The organism is Isoptericola sp. NPDC057559 (assembly GCF_042801555.1).
GTDB lineage: Bacteria > Actinomycetota > Actinomycetes > Actinomycetales > Cellulomonadaceae > Isoptericola.
Window position 1 is genome coordinate 1 of record NZ_JBHVFQ010000023.1, and the last position, 25,953, is coordinate 25,953.

Annotated in this window: 20 protein-coding genes; 2 read left to right on the forward strand and 18 right to left on the reverse strand. The window is 73.7% G+C overall.

The features are described from left to right. The 7 genes from ACFU5J_RS17420 to ACFU5J_RS17450 all read right to left on the reverse strand — a co-directional run. A partial coding sequence (locus ACFU5J_RS17420) for an ABC-F family ATP-binding cassette domain-containing protein (protein ID WP_430579567.1) occupies positions 1-1,648 on the reverse strand: 1,648 nt, incomplete at its 3' end. An 88-nt stretch (positions 1,649-1,736) separates the two neighbouring features. Continuing rightward, on the reverse strand, positions 1,737-2,930 hold the full coding sequence (locus tag ACFU5J_RS17425) for a glycoside hydrolase family 76 protein (RefSeq protein ID WP_430579568.1): 1,194 nt from the start codon (positions 2,928-2,930) through the stop codon (positions 1,737-1,739). 125 nt (positions 2,931-3,055) lie between these two features. After that, entirely contained in the window at positions 3,056-6,121 is a 3,066-nt protein-coding gene (locus ACFU5J_RS17430; protein ID WP_430579569.1) for an alpha-mannosidase, read from the reverse strand. A 50-nt stretch (positions 6,122-6,171) separates the two neighbouring features. Beyond that, positions 6,172-7,083 (reverse strand): carbohydrate ABC transporter permease, encoded by a 912-nt coding sequence (locus ACFU5J_RS17435; protein ID WP_430576512.1) that lies wholly within the window; start codon positions 7,081-7,083, stop codon positions 6,172-6,174. Continuing rightward, on the reverse strand, positions 7,083-8,018 hold the full coding sequence (locus ACFU5J_RS17440; protein WP_430576513.1) for a carbohydrate ABC transporter permease: 936 nt from the start codon (positions 8,016-8,018) through the stop codon (positions 7,083-7,085). Before ACFU5J_RS17440 ends, ACFU5J_RS17435 begins: the two co-directional genes overlap by 1 nt. Before the next feature lie 4 nt (positions 8,019-8,022). Beyond that, a complete protein-coding gene (locus ACFU5J_RS17445; RefSeq protein WP_430579570.1) occupies positions 8,023-9,381 on the reverse strand; it encodes an ABC transporter substrate-binding protein in 1,359 nt (452 codons plus the stop codon). Positions 9,382-9,528: 147 nt separating this feature from the next. Continuing rightward, entirely contained in the window at positions 9,529-10,776 is a 1,248-nt protein-coding gene (locus ACFU5J_RS17450; protein WP_430576515.1) for an ROK family transcriptional regulator, read from the reverse strand. Between the two features lie 136 nt (positions 10,777-10,912). On the opposite strand from ACFU5J_RS17450, the gene ACFU5J_RS17455 reads away from it, so the two are divergent. After that, entirely contained in the window at positions 10,913-11,896 is a 984-nt protein-coding gene (locus ACFU5J_RS17455; protein WP_430579571.1) for an acetylxylan esterase, read from the forward strand. 104 nt (positions 11,897-12,000) lie between these two features. Here ACFU5J_RS17455 and ACFU5J_RS17460 read toward each other — a convergent pair whose 3' ends face one another. The 9 genes from ACFU5J_RS17460 to ACFU5J_RS17500 all read right to left on the reverse strand — a co-directional run bounded on the left by ACFU5J_RS17460 (position 12,001) and on the right by ACFU5J_RS17500 (position 24,056). Beyond that, entirely contained in the window at positions 12,001-12,945 is a 945-nt protein-coding gene (locus tag ACFU5J_RS17460) for a 4-(cytidine 5'-diphospho)-2-C-methyl-D-erythritol kinase (protein WP_430576517.1), read from the reverse strand. Then, positions 12,942-13,814 (reverse strand): 16S rRNA (adenine(1518)-N(6)/adenine(1519)-N(6))-dimethyltransferase RsmA, encoded by an 873-nt coding sequence (rsmA, locus tag ACFU5J_RS17465; protein WP_430576518.1) that lies wholly within the window; start codon positions 13,812-13,814, stop codon positions 12,942-12,944. Before rsmA ends, ACFU5J_RS17460 begins: the two co-directional genes overlap by 4 nt. A 56-nt stretch (positions 13,815-13,870) precedes the next feature. Continuing rightward, on the reverse strand, positions 13,871-15,250 hold the full coding sequence (locus ACFU5J_RS17470) for a G5 domain-containing protein (RefSeq protein WP_430579572.1): 1,380 nt from the start codon (positions 15,248-15,250) through the stop codon (positions 13,871-13,873). A 363-nt stretch (positions 15,251-15,613) separates the two neighbouring features. Then, positions 15,614-16,930, reverse strand: a complete 1,317-nt coding sequence (locus ACFU5J_RS17475) for a transglycosylase family protein (protein WP_430576520.1) — start codon at positions 16,928-16,930, stop codon at positions 15,614-15,616. Positions 16,931-17,117: 187 nt separating this feature from the next. After that, the gene (locus ACFU5J_RS17480; protein WP_430576521.1) at positions 17,118-18,335 is read right to left on the reverse strand and encodes a ubiquitin-like domain-containing protein; all 1,218 of its coding nucleotides are present in this window, start codon (positions 18,333-18,335) and stop codon (positions 17,118-17,120) included. Positions 18,336-18,385: 50 nt separating this feature from the next. Next, positions 18,386-19,300 carry a TatD family hydrolase gene (locus tag ACFU5J_RS17485; protein WP_430579573.1) on the reverse strand — a complete coding sequence of 305 codons (915 nt, stop codon included), beginning with the start codon at positions 19,298-19,300 and terminating at the stop codon, positions 18,386-18,388. A 2-nt stretch (positions 19,301-19,302) separates the two neighbouring features. Next, entirely contained in the window at positions 19,303-20,922 is a 1,620-nt protein-coding gene (metG, locus tag ACFU5J_RS17490) for a methionine--tRNA ligase (protein WP_430579574.1), read from the reverse strand. Between the two features lie 38 nt (positions 20,923-20,960). Then, the gene (gene metG / locus ACFU5J_RS17495; protein WP_430576524.1) at positions 20,961-22,745 is read right to left on the reverse strand and encodes a methionine--tRNA ligase; all 1,785 of its coding nucleotides are present in this window, start codon (positions 22,743-22,745) and stop codon (positions 20,961-20,963) included. Between the two features lie 60 nt (positions 22,746-22,805). Next, on the reverse strand, positions 22,806-24,056 hold the full coding sequence (locus ACFU5J_RS17500; protein ID WP_430579575.1) for a PQQ-dependent sugar dehydrogenase: 1,251 nt from the start codon (positions 24,054-24,056) through the stop codon (positions 22,806-22,808). 126 nt (positions 24,057-24,182) lie between these two features. Here ACFU5J_RS17500 and ACFU5J_RS17505 point away from each other — a divergent pair, with 126 nt between their 5' ends. Beyond that, positions 24,183-24,368, forward strand: a complete 186-nt coding sequence (locus ACFU5J_RS17505; protein ID WP_430579576.1) for a hypothetical protein — start codon at positions 24,183-24,185, stop codon at positions 24,366-24,368. A 1-nt stretch (position 24,369) separates the two neighbouring features. On the opposite strand, the gene ACFU5J_RS17510 is transcribed toward ACFU5J_RS17505, so the two are convergent. Both ACFU5J_RS17510 and kduI read right to left on the reverse strand, forming a co-directional pair. Further along, complete coding sequence (locus ACFU5J_RS17510; RefSeq protein WP_430579577.1) at positions 24,370-25,131, reverse strand: SDR family oxidoreductase; 762 nt, start codon at positions 25,129-25,131, stop codon at positions 24,370-24,372. Continuing rightward, a complete protein-coding gene (kduI, locus tag ACFU5J_RS17515; protein ID WP_430579578.1) occupies positions 25,128-25,946 on the reverse strand; it encodes a 5-dehydro-4-deoxy-D-glucuronate isomerase in 819 nt (272 codons plus the stop codon). The genes ACFU5J_RS17510 and kduI overlap by 4 nt, the downstream gene beginning before the upstream one ends. Between the last annotated feature and the right edge of the window lie 7 nt (positions 25,947-25,953).

Here is a 25,953-nt window from a genome sequence, read left to right on the forward strand (position 1 = left end):
GCTGGTCGGGCCTGGCGGGAGCCGAGCGAGGAACGAGCGAGGCGGATGGCGCGCCCCGCGACGCCACATCGCCCGACGCCGCCCCCCGACCACCAGCAGAACCACCACCAGCACGCCGCAGCGCCAGGTACTGCTCCACCCCACCAGGCAGGTCCCGCAGCGCGCCGTCGCCGAGCAGCGCCCACTGGCGGTCGCACACACGCTCCAGCAGGTACCGGTCGTGGGACACGACGATGAGCGTGCCGGGCCACCCGTCGAGCAGGTCCTCGACGGCGGCGAGGGTGTCGGTGTCGAGGTCGTTCGTGGGCTCGTCGAGGAGCAGCACGTTGGGCTCGGAGACGAGCAGGCGCAGCAGCTGGAGCCGGCGCCGCTCGCCGCCGGAGAGGTCGCGCACGATGGTGTGCGCGCGCTCGCGGGTGAAGCCGAGCCGCTCGGTGAGCTGGCCGGCGGTGAGCTCCTTGCCGTCGACGACGACGGTGCGCTTCTCGCGGTCGACGACCTGCACGGCGGTGAGGTGCGCGACGTCGTCGAGCTCTCCGACGTCCTGGGTGAGCTCGGCGACGTGCACGGTCTTGCCGCGCCGCACCCGGCCGGAGTCGGGCTCGCGGCGGCCGGCCAGCAGCGACAGCAACGTGGTCTTGCCGGAGCCGTTGACGCCGACGACGCCGTACCGGTCGCCGGGGCCGAGCCGCCAGGTGACGTCGTCGAGCAGCACGCGCCGGCGGCCGGAGTCGTCGCGGACGGGCACCGTGACGGTGACGTCCTCGAGGTCGAGCACGTCCTTGCCGAGGCGACGCGTGGCCATCTGCGTGAGCTCGAGGGTGTCGCGGGGCGGCGGCTCGTCGTCGATGAGGGCGGCCGCGGCGTCGAGGCGGAACTTGGGCTTGGAGGTGCGGGCGGGGGCGCCGCGCTTGAGCCAGGCGAGCTCCTTGCGGAGCAGGTTGTTGCGCTTCTCGGCGGCGGTGGCGGCCTGCCGGGCGCGCTCGGCGCGGGCCAGGATGTAGGCGGCGTACCCGCCGTCGTACCCGTCGACGCCGCCGGTGCCGTCGCCGCGCACCTCCCAAGTGCGGGAGCAGACGGCGTCGAGGAACCAGCGGTCGTGCGTGACGACGACGAGCGCGCCGGTGGCGCCGGGCCGGCCGTAGCGGTCCGACAGGTGCTCGGCCAGCCAGGCGACGCCCTCGACGTCGAGGTGGTTGGTGGGCTCGTCGAGGAGCAGGACGTCGGGGTCCTCGACGAGCAGCGCGGCGAGCGCGACGCGGCGGCGCTGCCCGCCGGAGAGGGTGGCCGCCGGCTGGTCGAGGTCGAGGTCGGCCAGCAGGCCGGCGTGCACGTTGCGGATGCGGGCGTCGGACGCCCACTCGTGCGTGGCGTCGTCGCCGTGGACGAGGTCGCGGATCGTGGCCGCGTCGTCGTCGACGTCGCGCTGCACGAGCATGCCGAGCCGGGAGCCGCCCACGCGGGTGACGCGGCCGGCGTCGGGCGCCTGGGTGCCGGCCAGCAGGCGCAGCAGGGTGGACTTGCCCGCCCCGTTGGGGCCGACGACGCCGATGCGGTCGCCGTCGTCGAGGCCGAGGGAGACGTCACGCAGGAGGGTGCGGGTACCGATGGTCAGCGCGATGCCGTCCGCGCCGAGGAGATGTGCCACCTCACGAGGGTAGTCGCCTTCGAGGACGGGATCTGTCGCGTCATCCGGCCGGAGGACGCGACAGATCCCGTTCTCGAAGGCGGGAGCGTCAGTACAGGATCGACGCCTTGCCGCGCGGCCACGCGAGCGTGGCGTAGATCTGCACCATGGCGGCCTGGCCGAGCAGCTCGGTCGTCCCGCCGTCGGTGGGGAACAGCCCGGTCTCGGGGTCGCGCACGTCGCTCCACCGCGCGTCCGCGTAGTCGGCCATGGCGTCCCGGTAGGTGTGCCCGCCCGTCACCGACTCCAGCAGCAGGAGGTTCTTGAACCAGATGGAGTTGAAGAACATGGGCTGCCCGTCGAGCCGCCCCTCGGTGACGTAGTACCGGTACGACGCCCGCGCGACCGCCTCGGCCCTGCGCAGGTACTCCTTCTTGCCCGTCGCCTCGTACAGCAGGGCGTACGTGCCGACCGGCACGCCCTGGTTGTACGACCAGTGCGTCCGGTCGATGGACCCGTCGAGCTTGATGTTGTCCCAGTAGAGCCCGTCGGGGGCCAGCAGGTAGCGGTCGGTCCAGTCCGTCATCCGCTCGGCCCAGCGCAGGTAGTGCCGCTCCCCCGTGATCAGGTACAGCCGCGTGGCGAGCTGCGCGCCGGGCATGGTCGAGACGGTGTTGCGGTCGGTGCTCCACGTCGCCTGGGTCCAGAAGACCCCGCCGGGCGCGGGGTGGCTCGGGTCGGTGTCCCAGCCGGACTCGACGAGCGCGAAGATCTCCTTCGCCCGGCGCAGGGCCGCCCTGTCCCCGGTGTCGAGGTACTGCTGCACCTTCGCGAGCGCCACCCACTCGTTGTCGTCGTAGAACATGTCGCCGCCGTCGCCGTACGGGGCGCGGGGGTAGGAGTCGTAGCCGGGCAGGCCCGTCGTGCCGCCGCCCGCGTTCCAGAACCGCTCCTGCCCGACGCCGCGGTCGGCGAGGTCGTCGGCGAACGCGCGGCCGGTGCGGCCCGGGATGCCCGCGAGGTCGAGGGTGGCGATGTGCGCCTGCGAGAACGGCCACTCGAACGAGTAGGTCCGGTCGTCCGCCTTGCTCGGGTAGTGCTCCAGGTAGAGCGACGACCCGTCGTCGGCGTACAGGTGCTCCTGCATCGCCTCGTAGCTGGCCACCGCCCGCGCCTCCTGCGTGCGCGGCGGGACGCCGGGCCCGTCCCGTCCCGCGTCGTCGGCGGACGCGGGCGCGACCGCCGCCGCCCCCATCACGCACGCCAGCGCGGCGACCGTACCGACTGCTCTGGTGAACCTCATCGTTTCTCCTTCGCTCGGTGGTGCTCGGGTGGTGCTCGGGTGGTGCCCAGACGATGTGGGCGCGAGCCCGCCGCCGTCCGCCTTCCGGACAGCGCCGGGCTCGCGCCCACGTCCCCGCCGGAGGGTCAGCGGCGCACGCGCAGCGTGACCACCTGGAACGGGGTCAGCTCGAGCAGCACGTCGTCGCCGTCGCGGTGCGCGGCGTCCAGCGGGCGCTCCAGCAGGTCGGTCACGACCACGCCGGTGTGCTCGAACGCCGGCGTGACGCGCGCCCGGGCCCGCCCGCCGCGGCTCTCGTACAGCCGCACGACGACGTCGCCGCTGCCGTCCTCCGCGAGCTTGACGGCCTCCACGACGACGGCGTCGTCGTCCACCGCGACGAGGGGCTCGACGCCGTGGTCACCGGTGACGACGCGCTCGGGCAGGTTGAGCGCGTAGCCGTGGCGGACGGCGTCCTCGATGCCGGCGCCGACGACGAGCTCGCAGCGCAGCTCGTGCTCGCCCTGGTCGGCGTCGGGGTCCGGGAACATCGGCGCGCGCAGCAGCGAGAGCCGCACCGTGGTGCCCCGGGCGCCCTGGGCGTCGGTCGCGTCGTCGGTGCGGGTGCGGGTGATGTCGTGCCCGTAGGTCGAGTCGTTCGCGACGGCGACGCCGAAGCCGGGCTCCTCCACGTGCACCCACCGGTGCGCGACCGTCTCGAACCGCGCGTGGTCCCACGACGTGTTGACGTGCGTGGGCCGGTGCACGTGCCCGAACTGGATCTCCGACGTCGCGCGCTCGGCGCGCACGTCGAGCGGGAACGCGAGCTTGAGCAGCTTCTGCCGCTCGTGCCAGTCGACGCGCGTCGTGATGCGCAGGGCACGCCCGTCCGCCGCGAGCGCGAGGTCCTGCTCCACGCGCGACGACCCGAACTCGCGCAGCACCCGCAGCGCGGGCCCGGCGTCGGTCGTGACGACCTCGATCTTCGCCACGTCGACCAGGTCGGTGGTGGCGCGGCGGTAGTGCTCGTCGATGTCCCACGCCTCCCACTCGTTCGGGACGTCGCGGTGCAGCTGGAGCAGGTTGCCGCGACCGCCGGGCAGGATCGCCTCCCGCCCGGTCCGGCGGTCGACGGCGGACACGAAGTGCCCGCGGCCGTCGACGGCGACGCGCACGAGGTCGTTCTCCAGCACCCAGCCGTCACCGTCGGCCACGGGACCGGGCACCGGCGCCACGGTGCCCGCCCCGCGCGGCGCGTCGAGGGCGGTGGCCCCGAGCCCGGCGACCCCGCCGCGCGCGAACGGCCCGGCGTTGACGGCGACCGGTCGGTCGCCCGCGCCCACGAGGACCTGCAGCGCGTCGTCGATGATCTCCTCGAGCTCCCGCGCCACCTCGGCGTAGTTGCGCTCGGCCTCGCGGTGCACCCAGGCGATGGACGACCCGGGCAGGATGTCGTGGAACTGCTGCAGCAGCACGGTGCGCCACAGCCGCTGCAGGCGTTCGGCCGGGTACTCGGCGCCGGCGCGGACGGCCGCCGTCGAGGCCCAGAGCTCCGCCTCGCGCAGCAGGTGCTCGCTGCGGCGGTTGCCGCGCTTGGTCCGGGCCTGCGACGTGTACGTGCCGCGGTGGTACTCGAGGTACATCTCGCCCGTCCACGTGGGCGGGGCGGCGTACTCGGCGCGCGCGGCGTCGAAGAACGCCTGCGAGTCGGACAGCTCGACGCGCGGCGAGCCCTCCAGGTCGTGGGTGCGGCGGGCCGCGGCCACCATCTCGCGGGTGGGGCCGCCGCCGCCGTCGCCGAAGCCGAACGGCACGAGGGACGTGTTGGCGCGACCCTTCTCGGCGTACTGCCGCTCGGCGCGGGCCAGCTCCTCGGCCGTCAGCTCCGAGTTGTACGTGTCCACGGGCGGGAAGTGGGTGAACACCCGCGACCCGTCGATGCCCTCCCACCAGAAGGTGTGGTGCGGCATCGTGTTCGTGTCGTTCCACGAGATCTTCTGCGTGAGGAAGTTGTCGCTGCCCGCCAGGCGCGCGAGCTGCGGCAGGGCGGCCGTGTACCCGAAGGAGTCCGGCAGCCACACCTCCTTCGGCTCCACGCCCAGCTCGTCGATGAAGTACCGCTTGCCGGCCACGAGCTGGCGGGCCAGCGCCTCGCCGCCCGGCATGTTCGTGTCCGACTCGACCCACATGCCGCCCACGGGGACGAACCGGCCCTCGCGCACGCGCTCGCGGATCCGCTCGAACAGCTCCGGGTAGTGCTCCTGGACCCAGGAGTACTGCTGCGCCGAGGAGCAGGCGAACTTCACGTCCGGGTCCTCGTCCATGAGGGCGAGCACGTTGGAGAACGTGCGGGCGCACTTGCGCACCGTCTCGCGCGTCGGCCACAGCCAGGCGGAGTCGATGTGCGCGTGCCCGACGGCGTGCACGCGGTGCGCGGACGCGGCGGCGGGGCTGGCCAGCGCGGCGGCGAGCGCCGCCCGGCCGGCGGCGGCGGTGCCCGGCACGTCGTCCGGGTCGACGGCGTCGAGCATGTCCTCGAGGGCGCGCAGCACCTCGGCGGCGCGCGGGGTGGTGGCGGGCAGCACGCGCACGAGACCGTGCAGGGCGCGCACGTCCTGCAGCAGCTCCCAGGCCGTGGTGTCCACGAGGGCCACGTGCATGGTGCGCAGGGCGTAGATCGGGTCGGGGCCGGAGGTCTCCCAGGCGCCCATCGGGGTGGGCCGCGTCCACGCGCCGCCGGGCACGTCGGGGTTGGCGGCGGCCTCGACGAAGACGTCGACCCGCCCCGCACCGTCCAGCGCCTGCCCGGCCGCGAGCGGCACGTGCCGGTTGCGGGGCTCGACGGCCTTGATGATGCGGCCGTCCGGCGTCCACGCGGTGCCCTCGGCCTGGAAGCCGGGGCCGGCGCCGGTGAAGCCGAGGTCGACGACGAGCTCCACGCGCGTGCCCGCGGGCGCGGCGTCCCCGGTCCACGCGGCGGGGACGTCGCCGGTCACGTGGAACCAGGTGGTGTCCCACGGGCGCCCCCACGGCGCGCCGATCGCGAACGGCGCGTAGGTCGCCGCGACCGCCTCGGCGAAGGGCACCGGCTCCCCGCCGACGGTCCACGCCTCGACGTCGAGCGGCCGGGTCTCGCGCAGGACGGCGGGCTCCAGCCAGTCCTTCACGAAGCGCTGGAGGCGCATGGTGGTGCGGGTGGTGGTGTCGTGCATGGATCAGGCTCCTGGTGACGGGTGGGGCGGGTGGGACAGGGAGGGCGGAGTCAGCCCTTGACCGCTCCGGCGAGCGCGAACGACGAGCCGGAGAGCCGCGAGACGAGCACGTAGAGCGCGACCGCGGGGATGGAGTAGAGCATCGAGTAGGCCGCGAGCTGGCCGTAGGCCACGGACCCGTACTGGCCGAAGAACGCGAAGATGCTCACGGCGGCCGGCTGCTTCTCGGGGGTCAGCAGCAGCACGAAGGGGACGAAGAAGTTCCCCCACGCCTGGATGAACACGAAGATGAACACGACGGCGATGCCCGGGCGCATGAGCGGCAGCACGATGGTCCGCAGCGTGGTCATGGCCGACGCACCGTCGGTCCACGCCGCCTCCTCGAGGGAGATCGGCACGGAGTCCATGAAGTTCTTCGTCATCCAGATCGCCATCGGCAGGGACGTCGCGGCCATGAAGAACGTGGTGCCCGGCAGCGAGTCGAGCAGGTTGAGCCGCACGAACAGCGAGTAGACCGGCACCATCATCGCCGTGATGGGGAGGCACGTGCCGAACAGGACGGCGTACATGAACGGCTTGTTGAACCGCATCCGGTAGCGCGACAGCGGGTACGCCGCCAGCACGGACGCGACCACGGTGATGAGGCCGGTCCCGGCGGACAGGAGGAACGCGTTCCACAACGGCCGCCAGGTCTGCTCGGGGGTCATCACGGCGGTGAAGTTCTCGAGGGTGAACGTCTCCGGCAGCCCGACGGCGAGCGTGGCGCTCGCGTCGAGCGACGCCAGCACGATCCAGCCGAGGGGCAGCAGGAAGCACAGCCCGACGACGACGAGCACGGCGTTCGACAGCGCGCGGGCGGCGCGCGGACCGGGCGCGGCGACGGACGGCGCGGCCTTGCGTCGGGCCGGCGGCGCGGCCGCGAGGGCGGCGTCCGGTGCGGGCGCGGGGGCGGTCCGGGCCATCAGTCGACCTCCGGCTTCAGGCTGCGGATGTACACGACGGAGAAGACGGCGCCGATCACCAGCATCACGGTGGCGATCGCCGTGCCGTAGCCGACCTGGGCGAACTTGAACGCCTCCTGGTAGGCGAGGATCGGCAGCGTCGAGCTGTCGGTGCCGGGGCCGCCGCCCGTCATCACGTAGATGAGGGTGAACACGGACAGCGTCTGCAGCGTCGTGAGCATGAGGTTGGTCGAGATGCTGCGGCGGATCGTGGGCAGCGTGACCCACACGAGCCGCTGCACGGCGTTCGCGCCGTCGACCGTCGCCGCCTCCGTGATCTCGGGCGGCACCTCCGCGATGGCGGCCGAGTAGACCATCATCGAGAACGCGGTGCCGCGCCAGACGTTGGCGAGGATGACGGCCAGCATCGGGTAGTCGAACAGCCAGTCCGGCCCGGTGATCCCGACGCCCGCCAGCAGCGAGTTCAGGGTGCCGTCGGCGTGGAAGAAGGCATAGGCCGCGAAGGCGGCGACGATCTCGGGCAGCACCCACGCCGTCACGACCAGCGTCGAGACGACCGCCCGCACGGGCTTGAGCGCGGACCGCATGAGCATCGCGAGCCCGAGGCCGGCGAGGTTCTGCCCGACCACGGCGGACGCGATGACGAAGAGCACCGTGAGCCACAGCGCCTTCGGGAAGTCCGGGTCGCCGAGCAGCTGGACGTAGTTGCCGAGCCCCACCCACTCGGGGTTCGCGGCGTTCGGGCCGGTGAGCGCCGCGTTCGTGAACGAGCCGTAGAACGACCAGACGACCGGCCCGAGCATGAACAGGGCGAGCAGGACGACGGCGGGGAGCAGCGGGACGAGGCGGCCGGCGGTGCGGCGCACCGGGGTGCGCCGCACCGCCCGCGGCCCCGCTCCCGGCGCCGCGGCGGGCGCGGGGGCGAGTGCGGTCACGTCGTCAGCCGTTCGTCGTGTTCTCTTCGCCGACCTGGGCGACGACGGCCTTGTCGTAGACGGCGGCCGCCTCCTCGGGCGACTGCTGGCCGGTCATCACCGACTCCATCGCGACCTGGATCGCGTTGGAGACCTGCGCGTAGTCGGAGGTGGCGGGCCGGAAGTTCGTCACGCCGACGAGGTCGGAGAAGAACGGCACCGTCGGGTTGGCCTCGGAGTAGGAGGGCTCCTCGGCGACGTCGGTGCGCACCGCGATCTGGCTGTTGTCGATCGCGAACCGCAGCGAGTTCTCCTTGTCGAGGGAGTGCGTGAGGACGTCGAACGCGACGTCGGGGTTCTTGGACCCGGCGCCGATCGCCATCGTCCAGCCGCCCGACATGCTGACCGCGCCGGGCGCCTGCCCCTCCTGGGTCGGCATCGCGGCGGTGCCCATGACGTCGGTCCACTCGGGCCAGGGCGCCGTGCCCTCCTCGAGCCAGGTGCCGGGCATCCACGAGCCGTCGAGGGAGATGCCGAGCTTGCCCTTCGGCAGCCACTCCGCGGAGACGGTGTTGCCGACGTTCGGGTCGAGCGCCTGCTGCGGCGTCGGGGCCAGGCCCTCGGTGTAGATCGTCTTGATGAAGTCGAGCGAGTCGACGAACTCCTGCGACCCGACGACCCACTTCTTGGAGTCGGTGTCGTAGAGCGTGCCGCCCGTGCCGTACAGCAGCATCTCGAAGCCCTGCATCGTGGAGCCCTCGCCCATCGGCTTGCCCGAGTAGACGTTGAGCGGGATGACGTCCGGCTCGGCCTTCTTGATGGCGCGCGCGGCCTCGAGGAGCTCGTCCCAGCTCTTGGGCGCCCAGTCGTCGGGCAGCCCGGCCTTGGCGAGCACGTCCTTGTTGAACCACAGGCCGCGGGTGTCGGTGCCCATCGGGACGCCGTACGTCTTGCCGTCGTCGCCGAGGCCGGCCTGCTTGGCCTGGTCCACGAACTGGCCCCAGTCCTCCCAGTCGGCGAGGTAGTCGTCCATCGGCAGCAGGTAGCCCGCCTCGACGTCCGACTTGATCATGAACGTGTCCTCGTACATGAGGTCGGGCGCGGTGGCCGGCGCCCGGTTCATCAGCGCGAGCTTGGTGAAGTAGTCGTTCTGGCTGGCCTCGATCGGCACCAGCTCGATGGTGACGTCGGGGTTCGCCTTCTCGTACTCCGCCTTGACGTCCTTGAACAGCTCGTCGGCCTGCGTGAAGTTGCCGAACTTCTGGTACGCGATCTTGATCGTCGCGTCGCCGTCGCCGCCGTCGGCCCCCGAGCCGCAGGCTCCGAGGGCGAGGACGAGTGCCGTGACCGCGGTGCCCGCGGCGAGGGGTCGTGCCAGTCGCATGGTGCTCCTTTGCCCACATGAGTGGCCCGACGACGCCGGGCCGGCTGACGCGATTAACTCAAGCGAATTGAGTTAATGCTGTCAAGGGCATCCCGGTGCCCGGCGGGCGTGTCGTCGCGCGTGTCGGCGGGTCGGGTCGGGTCGCGGCTAGGAGCGGACCGCGGCGCCGGGCGGCGACGCCTCGACGAGACCCGAGGGGCGGGGCGTGAAGAGGCCGTCCAGCACCAGGCTGGCCGCTCCGACGGCGCCCACGTGGTCGCCGACCGCGGAGCCCAGCACCTCGACGGGGTGCACCTCGCGCAGCGTCGACTGCAGGGTCAGCTCGCGCCGCACCTCCGGCAGGTAGTGCGGGGCCAGGCGGGCCCACGCCGGGCCGCCGAACACCACCACGCCCGCGTCCACGAGGTCGGCCACCACGGTGATCCCGCGGGCCACGCGCCGCGCGGACACCTCGAGGATCCGCGTCGCCAGCGCGTCGCCGTCGCCCGCGAGCCGGCACAGCGTCGTGAGGGCGGCGTCGAGCTCCCAGGGTGACGACGCGGGCGTGTCCGGCGGCAGCACGCCGCCCGCGACGGCCTCGGCGACGAGCGTCGCGGGCGCCGCGGAGACGCCGATGCACCCCCGGTTGCCGCAGTCGCAGAGCGGCCCGTCGCTGTCGACCACGAGGTGGCCCACCTCGCCGGCGTTGCGCGACGTGCCCGAGAGCAGCTCGCCGTCGTGCGCCACCGCGACGGCCACGCCGAAGCCCGAGTAGAAGAACAGGGACGTGCCGCGCAGCATCCGGTTGCCGCGCCACAGCTCCGCCACCATCGCCGCCGAGACGTCCTTGCCGAGCACGACGTCGAAGCCCGTCGCGGCGGCCAGCAGGTCGCGCACCGGCACCTCGCCCCAGCCGTCCAGCAGCGGCGGCCGGAGCACCGTGCCGGCGTCCAGGTCCACCGGGCCGGGGGCGGCGACGCCCAGGCCGAGCACCGCCGCGGGGTCCACGCCCGCGCGCCGGAGCATCGCGTCCGTCGCCTCCGCGACCGACGCCGCCACGGCCTCCGGCCCCGCCGGCGTCGGCTCCACGACCTTCTCCACGGTGCGGCCGTCGAGGTCGACGAGCACCGACGTCACGACCACCGGGTCGATGTGGGTGCCCAGCGCGTACGCGCCCCGCGGGTCGAGGTAGAGCATCGTGCGCGGCTTGCCGCGTCCCGCGGACCGCCGCTCCCCCTCGACGACGTACCCGTGCGCGATGAGCCGCGCCACGATGTTCGACACCGCCTGCAGGGACAGCCCCGTCCCCGCGGCGAGCTCGCTGCGGCTCGACCCGTCCGGCGCCCGCCGCACCTGGTCGAGCACCACCATCTGGTTGAAGTCGCCCACCCGGGGCAGGTTCGTCCCGCGACGCACCGTGTCCTCACCTCGTCCGTCCGATGTGGTTGAAGCGTAGACGTCCGGCGCGGGCAAACGTTCTCCGTGGCCACCCCTCGGCCCGCTACAGTGCAGCCCGACACCGCAGTGCCGCAGGAAGTCCCGGAGGAACCCGATGGCGCAGTTCGACCTGCCCGTGCCCGAGCTCGAGGCGTACGTCCCCCCGATCGACGAGCCCGCCGACTTCGACGAGTTCTGGTCCCGCACCCTCGTCGAGAGCCGCGCGCACGACGACGCCCCCGTGCTCGAGCGCGCGGACACCGGGCTCACGGAGCTCGTCGTCGACGACGTGACCTTCCCCGGGTTCGGCGGCCAGCCCGTCAAGGCGTGGCTGACGCGGCCGGCCCGCGCCGACGGCCCGCTGCCGACCGTCGTCGAGTTCGTGGGGTACGGCGGCGGCCGCGGGCTGGCGCACGACCACCTCGCCCTCGCCGCGGCGGGGTACGCGCACCTCGTCATGGACACCCGCGGGCAGGGCTCCGGCTGGGGCCACGGCGGCGACACCCCCGACCCGGTGGGCAGCGGCCCCGCCTCCCCCGGCTTCATGACCCGCGGCGTGCTCGACCCGCGCGACCACTACTACCGCCGCGTCTTCACCGACGGCGTGCGGGCCGTCGACGCGGTGCGCCGCGTCGAGGGCGTCGACCCCGGACGCGTCGCCGTCATGGGCACCAGCCAGGGCGGCGGCATCGCGATCGCCGTCGCCGGCCTCGTGCCGGACCTCGCCGCCGCCGTCCCGAACGTGCCGTTCCTGTGCCACTACCGCCGGGCCGTGCAGATCTCCGACGCGTTCCCCTACGCCGAGATCACCCAGTACCTGTCCGTGCACCGCGAGCACGAGGACGCCGTCTGGCGCACGTTCTCCTACCTGGACGGCGTCTCGTTCGCCCGCCGAGCCCGGGCGGCCGGCCTGTTCTCCACGGCGCTGCGCGACGACGTCTGCCCGCCGTCCACCGTCTACGCCGCGTACAACCAGTGGGGCGTGCTGGGCGACACGGCCCCCGAGAAGGCGATCGACGTCTACCCCTACAACCGCCACGAGGGCGGCCAGGGCTACCGCTTCGCCCCGACGCTCTCCTGGCTGGGCAAGCACCTCTGACGGACGCCCCGGCTCCGCATCGAGCGTGCTGATTTGCTCCTCAAGCCCGGTCTTGAGGAGCAAATCAGCACGCTCGATGCGTACCCCGGGGCTCGGCAGCGGGGTCAGGGCAGCAGGCGGGCGCCGTGCGCGGGGCCGGACGTGCACCACACGGCGTCGGCGGCGTTCTCGGCGGTCCACGACGCGGCGACGGCGAGCGCGTGCTGGCGCGACCGGGCCAGCGCGGCGACGGTCGGCCCGGAGCCGGACACGAACGCGCCGAGCGCCCCGGCCTCGCGCGCGACGGCGAGGGTGCGCTCCAGCTCGGGGCGCAGCGACAGCGCGGCGGGCTCGAGGTCGTTGTGCAGGGCGGCGCCGAGGGCGTGCGCGTCGCCAGCGCGCAGCGCCTGCATCAGGCCGGTGTCCGCCTCGATCGCAGGGTCGTCCGGCGTCCGGCCGGCCCCGGACGCCAGCTCGTCGAACCGGCCGTACACGGCGGGCGTCGACAGGCCCTCCGCCTGCGTGGCGAACACCCAGTGGAACTCGCCGCGGGTCATCGCGGGCGTCAGGAGGTGGCCGCGCCCCGTGCCGACGGCGGTGTGCCCCAGCAGGGAGAAGGGGACGTCGGACCCGAGGTCCGCGGCGAGCTCGGTCAGGTCGTCGCGGCTCAGCCCCGTCTGCCACAGGGCGTCGCAGGCGACGAGCGTCGCGGCGGCGTCGGCCGAGCCGCCCGCCATGCCGCCGGCCACCGGGACGCCCTTGGCGAGGTGCAGCGCGACGTCGGGCGCCGTCCCCACCTGCCGGGCCAGCGCCTCGGCCGCCCGCCACGCGAGGTTCGACGCGTCCACCGGGACCTGGTCCGCCTGCGGGCCCTCCACGGTGATCGTCACGCCGGCGCCCTCGGGCACCTGGGTGGCGGTCACCTCCTCGTAGAGGGCCACGGCCTGGAAGATGGTGGCCAGCGGGTGGTAGCCGTCCTCCTGCACCGGCCCGACGCGCAGCGACAGGTTCACCTTCCCGGGCGCGCGGACGCGGACCGACGGCGAGGGCGCGGCGGCGAGGTGGGTCACGCCTCTACCGTCCCAGCAGCGACGGGAAGCTGCTCGGCGATGCGCGCGAAGTCGGCGACGTCGAGCCGCTCGCCCCGCAGCCCGGGGTCGACGCCGGCGGCGCGCAGGGCCTCCTCGGCCGCGGCCCCGGAACCGAACGTGCCCGACAGCGCGGCGCGCAGCGTCTTGCGCCGCTGCGCGAAGGCGGCGTCGACGACGGCGAACACCTGCTCGCGCGTCGCGGTCGTGGCGGGCGGGTCGCGCCGCTCGAGCCACACGAGCGCGGAGTCCACGTTGGGCTCGGGCCAGAACACGTGCCGGCTGACGTTGAGCGACCGGCGCGTGTCGGCGTACCAGGCGGCCTTCACGGACGGCACGCCGTAGGTGCGCGACCCGGGACCGGCGGCGAGCCGGTCGGCCACCTCGGCCTGCACCATGACGAGCACGCGCTCCAGGCTCGGGAACCGCTGCAGGAAGGTGAGCAGCACCGGCACGGCGACGTTGTACGGGAGGTTCGCGACGAGGGCCGTGGGCGGCTCGCCGGGCAGCTCCGTGACGTCGAGGGCGTCCGCGGGCACCACCTCGAAGTCCGCCTCGGGGGCGTGCCTGCGCACGGTCTCGGTGATCTGGCCCGCCAGCACCCGGTCGATCTCGACCGCGACGACCGACGCGCCGGCCTCGAGCAGGCCCAGGGTCAGCGACCCCAGGCCGGGCCCGATCTCGACGACCCGCTCCCCCGGCCGCAGGCCGGCGGCGCGGACGATCTTGCGCACCGTGCCGCCGTCGTGGACGAAGTTCTGCCCGAGCGTCTTGGTGGGGCGCACACCGAGGCGCCCCGCCAGCTCGCGGATCTCCGCAGGGCCGAGCAGGGCGCCAGGGGTGTTGGTCATGGGGGCGAGTCTATTCGTCGGCCCGCGCCGGGCCGCTCAGGGACTCGGGTGCCGGCTCAGTACCAGCCGACCGACTGCGAGTGGCCCCACGCGCCGCACGGCGTGCCGTACACGTCGGCGATGTAGCCCAGGCCCCACTCGATCTGGGTGGCCGGGTTCGTGCGCCAGTCGGCGCCGGCGGACGCCATCTTCGAGCCGGGCAGCGACTGCGGGATGCCGAAGGCGCCGGACGACGGGTTGGCCGCCGAGGCGTTCCAGCCCGACTCCTTGGTCCACAGGGACTCGAGGCACGTCCACTGCGAGCCGCTCCAGCCGCGCGCGGCGGCCATCTGCTGGCCGATCGACCGCGTGGAGCCCGAGTAGGTCGGCGTCGCCGCCTTCTCCGGCTTCGGCTCGGGGCGCGCCTTGGTGCCCTTCACGAGGACGCGGGTCACGGGCTTGCTGGTGACCTCGTTCGACACCTTGGTCCTCTTCACGACCTTGCCGTCGATCGTCGTGACCTTCTGGACGATCGTGCGCTCGCCGTCCTTGCCCTTCGTCGCGACCTTGGCGTCGAGGTCGGAGTACCGGGAGGACGACTTCTTGGTCGTCGTGTCGTGCGCGATCGCCTTGGTGGTCGTGACCTTCTTGGTCTCGACGCGCTGGACGACGACGGCCACCTGCGGCGCGGCGGGGGTCTCCGCCGCGGCCTGCTCGACCGTCGCGCCGGCCGTGCCGGCCTTCTCGTCGGCCTGGTCGGCAGCCTTGTCGGCCTGCTTCTTCTCCTGCTTGGCCACCGCGGTGGCGACGTCCTTCTTCACGTCCGGGTTCGCGGTGTCGGTCACCTGCACGCGGTCCCTGTCGCCGAGCTCGACCTCGGCCTGGTCGAGCACGCCCGCGACGTCGTCGGCGCCCGCCACGACGTCCGCGGTGCCGTCGTGCACCACGGCCACCTGGCCGTCGGTGTCGACGTCCACGGGCAGCGTGGCCCGGTCGCCCGAGCGGGACGCGACGAGGCGCACGTCGTCGCCGCGCGCGCCGAGGGTGTCGAGCGCCTCCGTGGCGTCGAGCGCGGTGACCCAGACGTCGTCCTGCTCGCCGTCCACCTGCAGCGTCAGCTGCTTGCCCGTGCGGACGACGACGTCGGCGCCGTCCACGAGGTCGGCGCCGGCGGCGGGAGTCACGAGGTCGCGGTCGTCGACCGTCACGCCCTGCGAACCGAGCAGGTCGTCGACGGAACCGGAGTAGGAGGTCACGGTGCGCACGTCGCCGTCCACGTCGAGCGTGACGGTCTTGCGGGCGTCCGCGTAGGCGACGGCGCCACCGGCGACCGCGACCGCGGCGGCGGTCGCGGCGGCCACGAAGGGCCAGCGGCGGCGGGAGCGGGTCGTGCCGGTCGCCGTCGGGTCGTCGGCCGGCACGGCAGGCGTGGGTGAGGTCAGGGGGGTGCGGGTCACGAGAGTCCAGTCGTCGTGCTGTCCGGGCACGGTCGTCGGCGGCGGGCCTCGACGACCCGTCACACACCGGGGCGGCGCGCGGCGCCTCGCTCCCGGCCTCTGCACCCTGGGGCGCCGAGCTCCGACCCACCGATCCGGCGGTCCACCCGATGCGGCACATACACCTGAAGGATGCGGCTCGCATGCGGGACACCCGACCGTAACCGAATCGTGATGCCGAACCTAATCCTGAGGGCCCGTCGTGACGGACTCCACGGCCTCCCCACGTCCCCGACACATGCCCCGACGAACCGCCCCGACGCGCGACCGCCCGGGCCGGCGATGCCGGTCCGGGCGGTCGTTCCGCAGGTCTGGCGGGTCAGGTCAGAGCAGGCCGAGCTTGGCCGCGCAGCCGGGCCACTGGCCCCAGCCCGACTGGGCCTGGAGCTTCTGGGCGAGCCGGGTCTGCTCGGCGGCCGAGTTCTCCGACGGGAGGCCGGAGCCGCCCATCGCGTGCCAGGTCTGCGCCGAGAACTGGTACAGCCCGTAGTAGCCGTTGCCGGTGTTCGTGGCCGGGTTGCCGCCGGACTCGCACTGGGCGAGCTGGGCCCACACGCCGGCAGGCGCGGAACCGAGGTCCTTGCCGCCGGACGTCGAGCCGCTCGACGAGGAGGACGAGGACGACGAGGAGGACGACGAGGAGGTGCTCGACGTCTTCTTCGGGGCGGGGTCGGGCTTCGGCTCGGGGCGCGCCTTGGTCCCCTTGACGACGACCTCCGTGACCGGCTTGGTCGTCACCTTGTCCGAGAGCTTCTTCTTCGCGACGACCTTGCCGTCGACGGTGGTCACGCGGTAGGTGAGGGTGCGCTGGCCGTCCTTGCCCGCCTGGGTGACCTTGCTGCCCAGGTCGGCGTAGCGGTCGGCGTCCGTCTCCGTGCGCGACTTGTGGTCGACCGCGACCTTCTTGGCGACCTTCTTGGTCTCGACGCGCTCGATGACGATGCGCACCGCGGGGTCGCCGTCGGCCTTGGCGGCCTGGCTCTCGACGAAGACGTGGTCGTCCTTGTCGACGGTGAGGCCGAGGCCCTGGAGGATCGCGTCGAGGCCGACGGAGCCGTCGCCGACCACCGTGGTGGTGCCGTCGGCGACCACGGCGACCGGCTGGTCGGCGTCGAGCTGCAGGGGCAGCGACGCGCGGTCGCCGGAACGGGAGGCGACGAGGGAGACGTCGGACCCGCGCGCGTCGAGGCCGCGGAGCGCCTCCTCGGCGTCGAGCGCGGTGACCCACACGTCGTCCTGCTCGCCGTCGACGTCGACCTTGAGCTCGTGGCCGGTGCGCACGACGACCTGTGCGCCGTCCCGCAGCGCGGCATCGGTGCCGGGGGTGACGGAGTCACGCTCGCCGACGTCGACGCCCTGGGCGTCGAGCAGGCCGGCGACGGAGCCGGAGAAGGTCTGGACGGTCTGCGTCTCGCCGTCGATGTCGAGAGTCACGTTCTTGCGTGCGTTCTCGTAGGCGGTGGCCGCGCCACCGGCGATGACGAGGGCGCCTGCCGCGAGGCCCGCGATCAGCGGGAGGCGGCGGCGGCGGGTCGCGGTCGTGGTGCCGGAGCCGGACGCCTCGGGCGTCGACTCGGCCGAGGGATGGGGAGTCTCGTTCGAGGAGTTCACACAGGTCCAGTCGTCGTGCGATCCGGCCACGACGTCGGGCCTCCCGACTGGCTGTCGGGACCGAGGTCGATCCGGTGGCTCCGAAGACCGTAACCGGATCGTGACTATCGGCCAAGCCCGGATGTGCTACGGATGCCCGCGTCTGTCCCCCGCTGTCCGAAAAGTCGTGACGGACGGCGTGACCCGACTCACAGGCGGGCGGTCACCGGGCGAGCGATCAGTACCAGCCCACCGACATCGAGTGGCTCCACGCCCCGCACGGGGTGCCGTACCGCCCGGCGATGTAGCCCAGGCCCCACTCGATCTGCGTCGACGGGTTGGTGCGCCAGTCCGCGCCGGCGGACGCCATCTTGGTACCGGGCAGCGCCTGCGGGATGCCGTAGGCCCCGCTGGACGGGTTCTCGGCGTTCCAGCGCCAGCCCGACTCCTTGGTCCACAGCTTCTCGAGGCAGACGTACTGGTCGCTGCCCCAGCCCCGCTCGGCCGCCATCGCCTTGCCGATCGCCTTCGCCGAGCCCGGGTCCGGGTTCGCCGACGAGACGTCGAGCGTGCCCACGACGACCACCTCGGTCACGGGCTCGCGCGTCACCTTGCGGTCCAGCACCGTGCGCTGCACCTCGGCGCCGTCGAGCGTGCGCACCTCGTAGGTGGTGACGCGCTCGCCCGGGACGCCCGAGGTGCGGACCACCTCGTAGCCCTGGGGCAGCTCGGCGGACTCGACGCGCTCCGTCTCGAACGGGACGACCTCGGTGACCCGGTCGGCGTCGGTGTTCCCGCGGCTGACCATCACGACCATGCCGTCCACGGCCGCCGCGCCGAGCGGCACCGAGGTGCGGTCCTGCTCGCCGAGGGTGATGCCCGCGGTCGACAGCACGTCGCGGACCGTGGCCTGCGACGTGCGGATCGGCAGCACGAGGCCGTCGACCGCCACCTGCACGGTCTTCATCGTCGAGACACGGACGGGCGCGCGGTCCAGCGGGGTGGTGCGCGACGCGGACGTCACCGCCTCGTCGCCGCGCGGGCCCAGCGCGGCCAGCAGCTCGCCCACCGTGTGCGCCGTCGTCGGGAAGGTCGTGACCTCGCCGTCGATCTCCACGGTCACGTCGCGGCTGGAGCGCACCACGACCTCGCCGCCGTTCCTGGCGGCCGACGTCACCGCCGGCTGGACCAGGTCGTCCGGACCGGGGGTGATGTGGTGCGAGCGCAGCACCTCGGCGACCGTGGTGCCGTAGGCGTCGACGGTCGCGACCCGGCCGTCGTAGTCGATCGTCACGGACTTGTGCGCGTGCGCGACGACCGCGGTGCTGCCCACCAGCGCGACCACGACGGCGCCGTGCACGACGTGCCGCGCAGGGCCCGTGAGCGCCCCGCGGCGCGGGGTCGACCGACCGGCCGCCGACCCGTCCGACGTCCGCTTCGCCCTCGATCTCCGCACGAGCACCAGACCGTAACGGAACCGTGACCTGGGGGGAAGTCCCCTCCCGCTCACCACGCGCCGTAGACGCGCTCGGACGTGTCCGACACGGCGCGGCAGACCTCGTCCAGCGGGCGCTCCAGCACCTCGGCCATCGCCCGCACGGTGTGCGCCGCGACGTAGGGGGCGTTCGGCTGGCCGCGGTACGGGTGCGGCGGCAGGTACGGCGCGTCCGTCTCGACCAGCACCAGGTCCAGCGGCACCGTGCGCAGCGCGGCCCGCAGGTGGTCGTTGCGCGGGTAGGTGACCGGGCCGGCGAACGACAGGAACCAGCCGTGCTCCGCCGCCAGGGCGGCCATCTCCTCGTCGCCGGAGTAGCAGTGGAACACCGTGCGCTCGGGCGCCCCGTCGGCCAGCAGCACGTCGATCACCTGGGCGTGCGCGTCCCGGTCGTGGATCTGCAGCGCCAGGCCGAGCTCCTTCGCCAGGGCGACGTGCGCACGGAACGCCTCGCGCTGCACGGCCTCGCCCTGCGGGCCGGTGCGGAACAGGTCCATCCCCGTCTCCCCGATCGCGCGCACGCGGTCGTGCGACCGCGCGACCTCCGCCACGCGGGCGAGCGCGTCGTCGAGGGGCACGGCGTGGTGCGCGGCCGGGTCGGGCTCCAGCCCGTCCGGGCCGACCTCCCGCACGCCGGCGTGCAGCACCGCCTCGTTGGGGTGGATCGCCACGGCGGCGAGCACGCCGGGGTGGCCCGCACCGAGCAGGTCGACGGTCCAGTCGATGCCGGGCAGGTCGCAGCCCACCTGCACGACCCGGTCCACGCCGGCCGCCGCCGCGCGGGCGAGGTGCTCGGCGACGCCCGGCGACGGGACGTCGTCCGGAAGCACGCCCGCGATCGCGTCGAGGTGCGTGTGGTTGTCCGCGACCGGGACGGGCAGGGGCTCCGGGTCCGCCGGGAACCCCCGCTCGCGCTTGCGCCCCACGGTCAGGCGTCGTCGGCGAGGCGCGGGAAGAGCGCGGCGCCCTTCGTCACGACGGCGCCCGCGGGCAGGGCCCCGAAGGACGCCGCGCTCGCGACCGGCTGCGCGTCGAGCGCACCCAGCGCGGGCTCGGCGCCGAGCGCCTCCCACAGCGCCTGGGCGGCCTTCGGCGTCACCGGGTTGAGCAGCACCGCGAGCGAGCGCAGCGCCTCGGCAGCCGTCACGAGGGACGTCGCGAGGCGGCCCCCGTCGACGCCGCGGCCGTCCTCGTCGGTCTCGCCCTCGGCCTTCGCGACCTTCCAGGGCTGCGTCTCGGTGAGGTAGACGTTCGTCGCGTCGACCAGCGTCCAGGCGGCGCCGACGGCGTCGTGGATCGCCAGCCGGTCGATGGCGTCCTCGGCGTCGGCCACGGCCTTCGCGGCGACGGCCTCGAGGTTCGTCTCCAGGTCGGTGGCCGGCCCCGGCGTCGGCAGCGTGCCGCCGAAGTACTTGCCGATCATCGCGGCCGTGCGCGACGCGAGGTTGCCGAACCCGTTGGCCAGCTCGCCGTGGTAGCGCGCGACCATGTCCTCCCAGGAGAACGAGCCGTCGCCGCCGAACGCGATGGTCCGCATGAAGTAGTAGCGGAACGCGTCCGAGCCGAACGTGTCGATGATGTCGGCGGGCGCGATGCCGGTCAGGCGCGACTTGCTCATCTTCTCGCCGCCCACGAGCAGCCAGCCGTGCGCGAACACGCGCCTCGGGAGCGGCAGCCCGGCCGCCATGAGCATCGCCGGCCAGATGACGGCGTGGAACCGCAGGATGTCCTTGCCGACCAGGTGGACGTCGGCGGGCCACGTCCGCGCGAACTTCTCCTGCGCGGCCTCGTCGTCCGAGCCGTAGCCGACGGCGGTGGCGTAGTTGAGCAGCGCGTCGAACCACACGTACAGCACGTGCTTGTCGTCCCACGGGATCGGGATGCCCCAGTCGAACGTGGACCGCGAGATCGACAGGTCCTGCAGGCCCTGCTTGACGAAGCCGATGACCTCGTTGCGGGCGCTGGCGGGCTGCACGAACTCGGGGTGGTCCTCGTAGAGCGCGAGGAGCCGGTCCGCGTAGGCGCTCATGCGGAAGAAGTAGTTCTCCTCCGCGAGCATCTCCACCGGCTTGAGGTGGATGGGGCACAGCTTCTGGCCCTCGAGCTCACCGGTGCCGTCCACCAGGTCGCCCGGGAGCTTGTACTCCTCGCAGCCCACGCAGTACGGGCCCTCGTACGAGCCGGAGTAGATCTCGCCCTTGTCGTACAGGTCCTGCAGGAACGTCTGTACCGCGGTCTCGTGCCGCTCCTGCGTGGTGCGGATGAAGTCGTCGTTGCGCACGTCGAGCGTCTGCAGCACGGGCTCCCACGCCGACTCGACGAGGCGGTCGGCCCACTCCTGGGGGCTGACGCCGTTCGCCTCGGCCGTGCGCAGCACCTTCTCGCCGTGCTCGTCGGTGCCGGTGAGGAACCAGACGTCCTCCTGGCGCTGGCGGTGCCAGCGGGTGACGACGTCGGCCGCGACCGTCGTGTACGCGTGCCCGATGTGGGGGGCGTCGTTGACGTAGTAGATCGGCGTCGTCAGGTAGAAGGTCGCGGGCTCCGGCATGGTGCCCATCGTAGTTGCGCCCTGAGGGCGCCCCGCGCTCAGGCCTTCTCGCGCAGACGCTCGAGCTCCTCCTCGACGATCGAGTCGTCGAGCTTGGTGAACACGGGGGTGGGCCTCCCGACCTCCGTGCCCGGCACGACGGCGCGCGACTCCCACGCCGGGAAGGCGTAGTCGCCTGTGATCACCGGATAGGTGCGCGAGTCGTCGTCGAGGTCGGTGACCTCGTCGATGCGCGGCTGGGGCGCGAACGTCCCGGTGCCGCCGAACGTCTCGTGCACCTGCTGCGCCGAGTGCGGCAGGAACGGGCTGAGCAGCGTGTTGCAGTCGCTCACGGCCTGCGTGACCGTGTGCAGCACCGTGGCGAGGCGGTCGGGGTCCGTCTTGAGCTTCCACGGCTCGGTCTCGGACACGTACCGGTTGACGTCGCCGACGACGCGCATGGCCTCGGCGATCGCCGCCCGCTGGCGGTTGGACCCGATGAGCCCGCCCACGGTGCCGAACGCCTTGCCCGTCGTCTCGAGGACGGCGCGGTCGACGTCGGACCGCTCGCCCGGGGTCGGGACCTGCCCGAAGTTCTTGTGCACCATGCTCGCCGTGCGGTTCACGAGGTTGCCCCAGCCCGCGACGAGCTCGTCGTTGGTGCGCCGCAGGAAGCTGTCCCACGTGAAGTCGACGTCCTGGCTCTCCGGGCCGGCTGCCGCCACGTAGTAGCGGAACGCGTCCGGCTGGTAGCGGGCCAGCATGTCGCGCACGTAGATGACCACGCCGCGCGAGCTCGAGAACTTCTGGCCCTCCACGTTGAGGAACTCCGAGCTGACCACCTCGGTGGGCAGCTGCAGCGTCCCGTACGGGCCGGGCGCGCCGCCGCGGGAGCCGCGCCCGTCGTAGGCGAGCAGCTCCGCCGGCCAGATCTGGGAGTGGAACGTGATGTTGTCCTTGCCCATGAAGTAGAACGAGCGGGCCGTCTCCTCGGTCCAGAACGCGCGCCACGCCTCCGGGTCGCCGGTGCGGCGCGCCCACTCGATCGACGCGGACAGGTACCCGATGACGGCGTCGAACCACACGTACAGCCGCTTGGTCGGGTTCTGCTCCCAGCCCTCGAGCGGCACCGGGATGCCCCAGTCGATGTCGCGCGTCATGGCGCGCGGGCGCACGTCGTCGAGCAGGTTGAGGCTGAAGTTCAGCACGTTGGGCCGCCACCCGGTGCGGGTGCGCAGCCAGTCGCCCAGCGCGTCGGCGAGGGCCGGCAGGTCGAGGAAGAAGTGGTCCGACTCGACGAACTTCGGCGTCTCGCCGTTGATGCGGCTGCGGGGGTTGATCAGGTCGATCGGGTCGAGCTGGTTGCCGCAGTTGTCGCACTGGTCGCCCCGCGCGCCGTCGTACCCGCAGATGGGGCACGTGCCCTCGATGAAGCGGTCGGGCAGCGTGCGGCCCGTGGACGGGGAGATCGCGCCCATCGTGGTCTTCTCGACCATGTAGCCGTTCTTGTGGACCGTGCGGAACATCTCCTGCACGACGGCGTAGTGGTTGCGCGTCGTGGTGCGGGTGAACAGGTCGTAGGACAGCCCGAGCGACGTGAGGTCCTCGACGATGACGCGGTTGTAGCGGTCCGCGAGCTGCTGCGGGGTGACCCCCTCCTGCTCCGCCTGCACGAGGATCGGCGTCCCGTGCTCGTCGGTGCCGGACACCATCAGCACGTCGTGACCCGCCATCCGCATGTGCCGGCTGAAGACGTCGGAGGGAACGCCGAACCCGGCGACATGGCCGATGTGCCGCGGGCCGTTGGCGTAGGGCCAGGCCACGGCGGACAGGATGTGGGTCACGACCGCGATTCTAGGGGCCGGTCCCCCGCGCGTCCGGGGCGTCCCGCACCGCGGTCCGCGTCACCGGAGGGTGACGCGGACCAGCCGGTCGTCGCCGTCGCGCGGCGCGCCGCGGCCGTCGGTGTTGTTGGTCAGCACCCACAGCCCGTCCGCGTCGCTGCCGCCGGGGACGACGGGCGCGACGTTGCGCAGCCGCCCCAGCTCGCCGACGAGCAGCGCCTGCGCCGCCCCGAGCGGTCGGACGCTCCCGTCGGCGTCGACCCCCTCGCTCGCGCCCTTCTCGTCCGCGCCCGAGGCCGTGCTCCCGAGCGGCACCCGCCAGAGCCGTTCGCCGCGCAGCCCCGCGAGGTAGACGGCGTCGTCGGTCACCGCGAGGCCCGACGGCGAGGCGTCCGCCGTGGACCACCAGGCGACGGGGGTGACGGTGCCGGCCACGGCCCCCTCCTGGCCCTCGGTCCCGGGGCCCTCGACGTCGGGCCACCCGTAGTTGCCGCCCGGCTCGATCACGTTGAGCTCGTCCCAGGTGTTCTGCCCGAACTCGCTCGCGAACATCCGCCCCGACGCCTCCCACCCCAGGCCCTGGACGTTGCGGTGCCCGAGCGTCCAGACCGGGGACGCGGGGTCGGGGTTCCCCGGGGCCGGGTCGCCATCCGTCGTGACGCGCAGGATCTTGCCGCCCAGCGACCCCGGGTCCTGCGACGCGGCGCCGTCCCCCGCGTCGCCCGTGCCGACGAACAGGAACCCGTCCGGCCCGAAGGCCAGGCCGCCGCCGTCGTGGTGCCCGGCGCGGGGGATGCCGTCGAGAACGGTCGTGAGCGGGCCGAGCGTGGTCCCCTCCAGCGTGCCGCGCAGCACCGCGTTGTCGTCGGCGCCGGTGCGGTAGACGAACACGTCGCCCGACGCGGGGTCGCGGGCCACGCCCAGCAGCCCGCCCTCGCCGTCGGGCGTGGTCTGGGCGACGAGCGTGTCGGCCCCCGGGCCGGTGACCTCGGTCGTCGTCCCCGCGTCGGGGTCGACGACGACGAGCCGGGCGGCGTCCCGCAGGCTGATCAGCAGGGTCCCGTCCGGCAGGGGCGCGAGGCCCCACGGCACGTCGAGGTCGTCGACGACGGTCTCGACCGTGGCCCCGGGCGTGGAGGTCGCCGAGGCGCCGGGCGCGGCGGGGTTCTCGGCGGGACCGAGGGACGCCGACGTCCTCGACGCCTCGGGCGGCCCGCCGTCGGCCGTCGTGCCGCACCCGGTGAGCGCCAGGAGCACGACGGCTGCCGCCGCGCCCCGGCGGGCGGCGGAGGTGCGGTGGCGTGAGTCCATGACCCCATCCTCCCGCCCGGGACGCTCGGGCGTCGGTCGACACGTGGTCGACCGTCGGTCGAAGTTCTGGCACCCTGTGGTCAAGGCAGAACCAAGCCCGGAGTACCGCCGAGCCCGGAGGTCGTGATGAGCATCGTCAGTACCGTGTCGAGCTGGTTCCGTCGCGAGGAGCGCGAGGCGGAGCCCGACCGCCCCCGCGACCTCCCCCGTCTCCCTGCCGCGCCCGAGGCCGTCCTCGACGCACGACCGGCGTCCGGGACGATGTGCGTCGAGCCGCTGCGGCCCTCGGGGTCGGCCTCCTTCCCGTACTGACCTACCGCGCGAGCCAGCCGCCGTCGACGGGGAGCACGACGCCGTGCACGTAGTCGGCGGCGGGCGACGCGAGGAACACCACGGCGCCCCCGACGTCCTCGGCCCGCCCCCAGCGCCCCGCCGGGATGCGGTCGAGCAGCTGCGCGGAGCGGTCGGGGTCGTCCCGCAGGGCCTGCGTGTTGTCCGTGGCGACGTACCCGGGCGCGACGGCGTTGACGTTGACGCCGCGCGGGGCCCACTCGTTGGCGAGCGCGCGGGTGAGGCCCGCGACGCCCGACTTCGCGGCCGCGTAGCCCGGCACGTTCACCCCGCCCTGGAAGCTCAGCAGCGAGGCGGTGAAGACGACCTTCCCGCCGCCTCGCTCCAGCATGGGGCGCGCGACGACCTGCGTGAGCGCGAACTGGCTCGACAGGTCCACCTGCAGCACCTCGTCCCAGTCGGCGAGCGGGTGCTCGGCCGCAGGGGCACGGCGGATGGTGCCCGCGTTGTTCACCAGGACGTCCACGGGCCCGGACGCGACGAGCGCCTCGCCGAGGGCGAGCACCGCCCCGCAGTCGGCGAAGTCGCACGCGTGCACCGTGCACCGCCGGCCGTGCGCGGCCACGCGGCGCTCCACCTCGCTCGTGCCCGGACGCAGGCTCGTGCCCACGGCGTCGACGTCCGCCCCGGCCGCCGCCAGCGCGTCCGCGACCGCGAGGCCGATGCCGCGGCTCGCACCCGTGACGACGGCGCGACGGCCGGTGAGGTCGAACGGGCCCGTCACCGGAGCCCCGCGATCCCGACCGGGTCCATGTCGGCGTAGTCCTGGTTCTCGCCCGCCATCGCCCAGACGAACGAGTACGCACGGGTGCCGACGCCCAGGTGCACCGACCAGCCCGGGCTGACGACGACGTCGCCGTCCGCCAGCACGATCGACCGGGTGCCGTCGGGCGGGCCGGCGAGGTGCACGACGCGGTCCTCCGCGCCGAGGCCCGTGTAGAGGTACGCCTCGGTGCGCCGCGCGTGCGTGTGCGGCGGCATGGTGTTCCAGACGCTGCCCGGCTCCAGCGTGGTGATGCCGAGCACGAGGTTGGCCGAGCGGACCCCGTCGGCGTGCACGTACCTCCGCACGGTGCGCACGTTGGCGCTCTCCTGCTCGCCGAGCCGGGCGCCGTCGGCCTCGTCGCGGCGGGCCACGGCGTCCGGGTGCGCGGCGTGCGCGGGCGCGGACACGAGGTAGACGCGCCCCTCCCCCGCGACGGCGACCTCGCGGTCGTCGCCCGCGCCGACGTACAGGACGTCCAGCGCGGCCACGACGTGGTCGACGCCGTCCACGGTCACCGTCACGGCGCCGTCGAGGGGGACGACGGCGAGCTCCCGGCGCGCGAGCAGGGAGGGGGCGTGGAGCTCGGGCGGCGCGACGAGCACCACCGCCTCGGGGCCGGCCACGAGGCCGCCCAGCAGCATCCGGTCGTCCGCCGCGAGCGCCCAGGTCGGCGTCGGGGACGGGAACAGTCCGTCCGCGAGGAAGCGCCCGCGGAGCTCGTCGGTGGTCAGGCGGGCGAAGTCGTCGGGATGGGTCGACGGCAGAAGTCGCACGGGAGGC

Excerpts from the sequence above, each read along its gene's own strand:
- ACFU5J_RS17505 (WP_430579576.1), top strand. The coding sequence starts at position 24,183 with ATGAGCATCGTCAGTACCGTGTCGAGCTGGTTCCGTCGCGAGGAGCGC.
- ACFU5J_RS17430 (WP_430579569.1), bottom strand. The coding sequence starts at position 6,121 with ATGCACGACACCACCACCCGCACCACCATGCGCCTCCAGCGCTTCGTG.
- ACFU5J_RS17445 (WP_430579570.1), bottom strand. The coding sequence starts at position 9,381 with ATGCGACTGGCACGACCCCTCGCCGCGGGCACCGCGGTCACGGCACTC.
- metG (WP_430579574.1), bottom strand. The coding sequence starts at position 20,922 with ATGCCGGAGCCCGCGACCTTCTACCTGACGACGCCGATCTACTACGTC.
- ACFU5J_RS17435 (WP_430576512.1), bottom strand. The coding sequence starts at position 7,083 with ATGGCCCGGACCGCCCCCGCGCCCGCACCGGACGCCGCCCTCGCGGCC.
- ACFU5J_RS17455 (WP_430579571.1), top strand. The coding sequence starts at position 10,913 with ATGGCGCAGTTCGACCTGCCCGTGCCCGAGCTCGAGGCGTACGTCCCC.
- rsmA (WP_430576518.1), bottom strand. The coding sequence starts at position 13,814 with ATGACCAACACCCCTGGCGCCCTGCTCGGCCCTGCGGAGATCCGCGAG.
- ACFU5J_RS17425 (WP_430579568.1), bottom strand. The coding sequence starts at position 2,930 with ATGAGGTTCACCAGAGCAGTCGGTACGGTCGCCGCGCTGGCGTGCGTG.
- ACFU5J_RS17500 (WP_430579575.1), bottom strand. The coding sequence starts at position 24,056 with ATGGACTCACGCCACCGCACCTCCGCCGCCCGCCGGGGCGCGGCGGCA.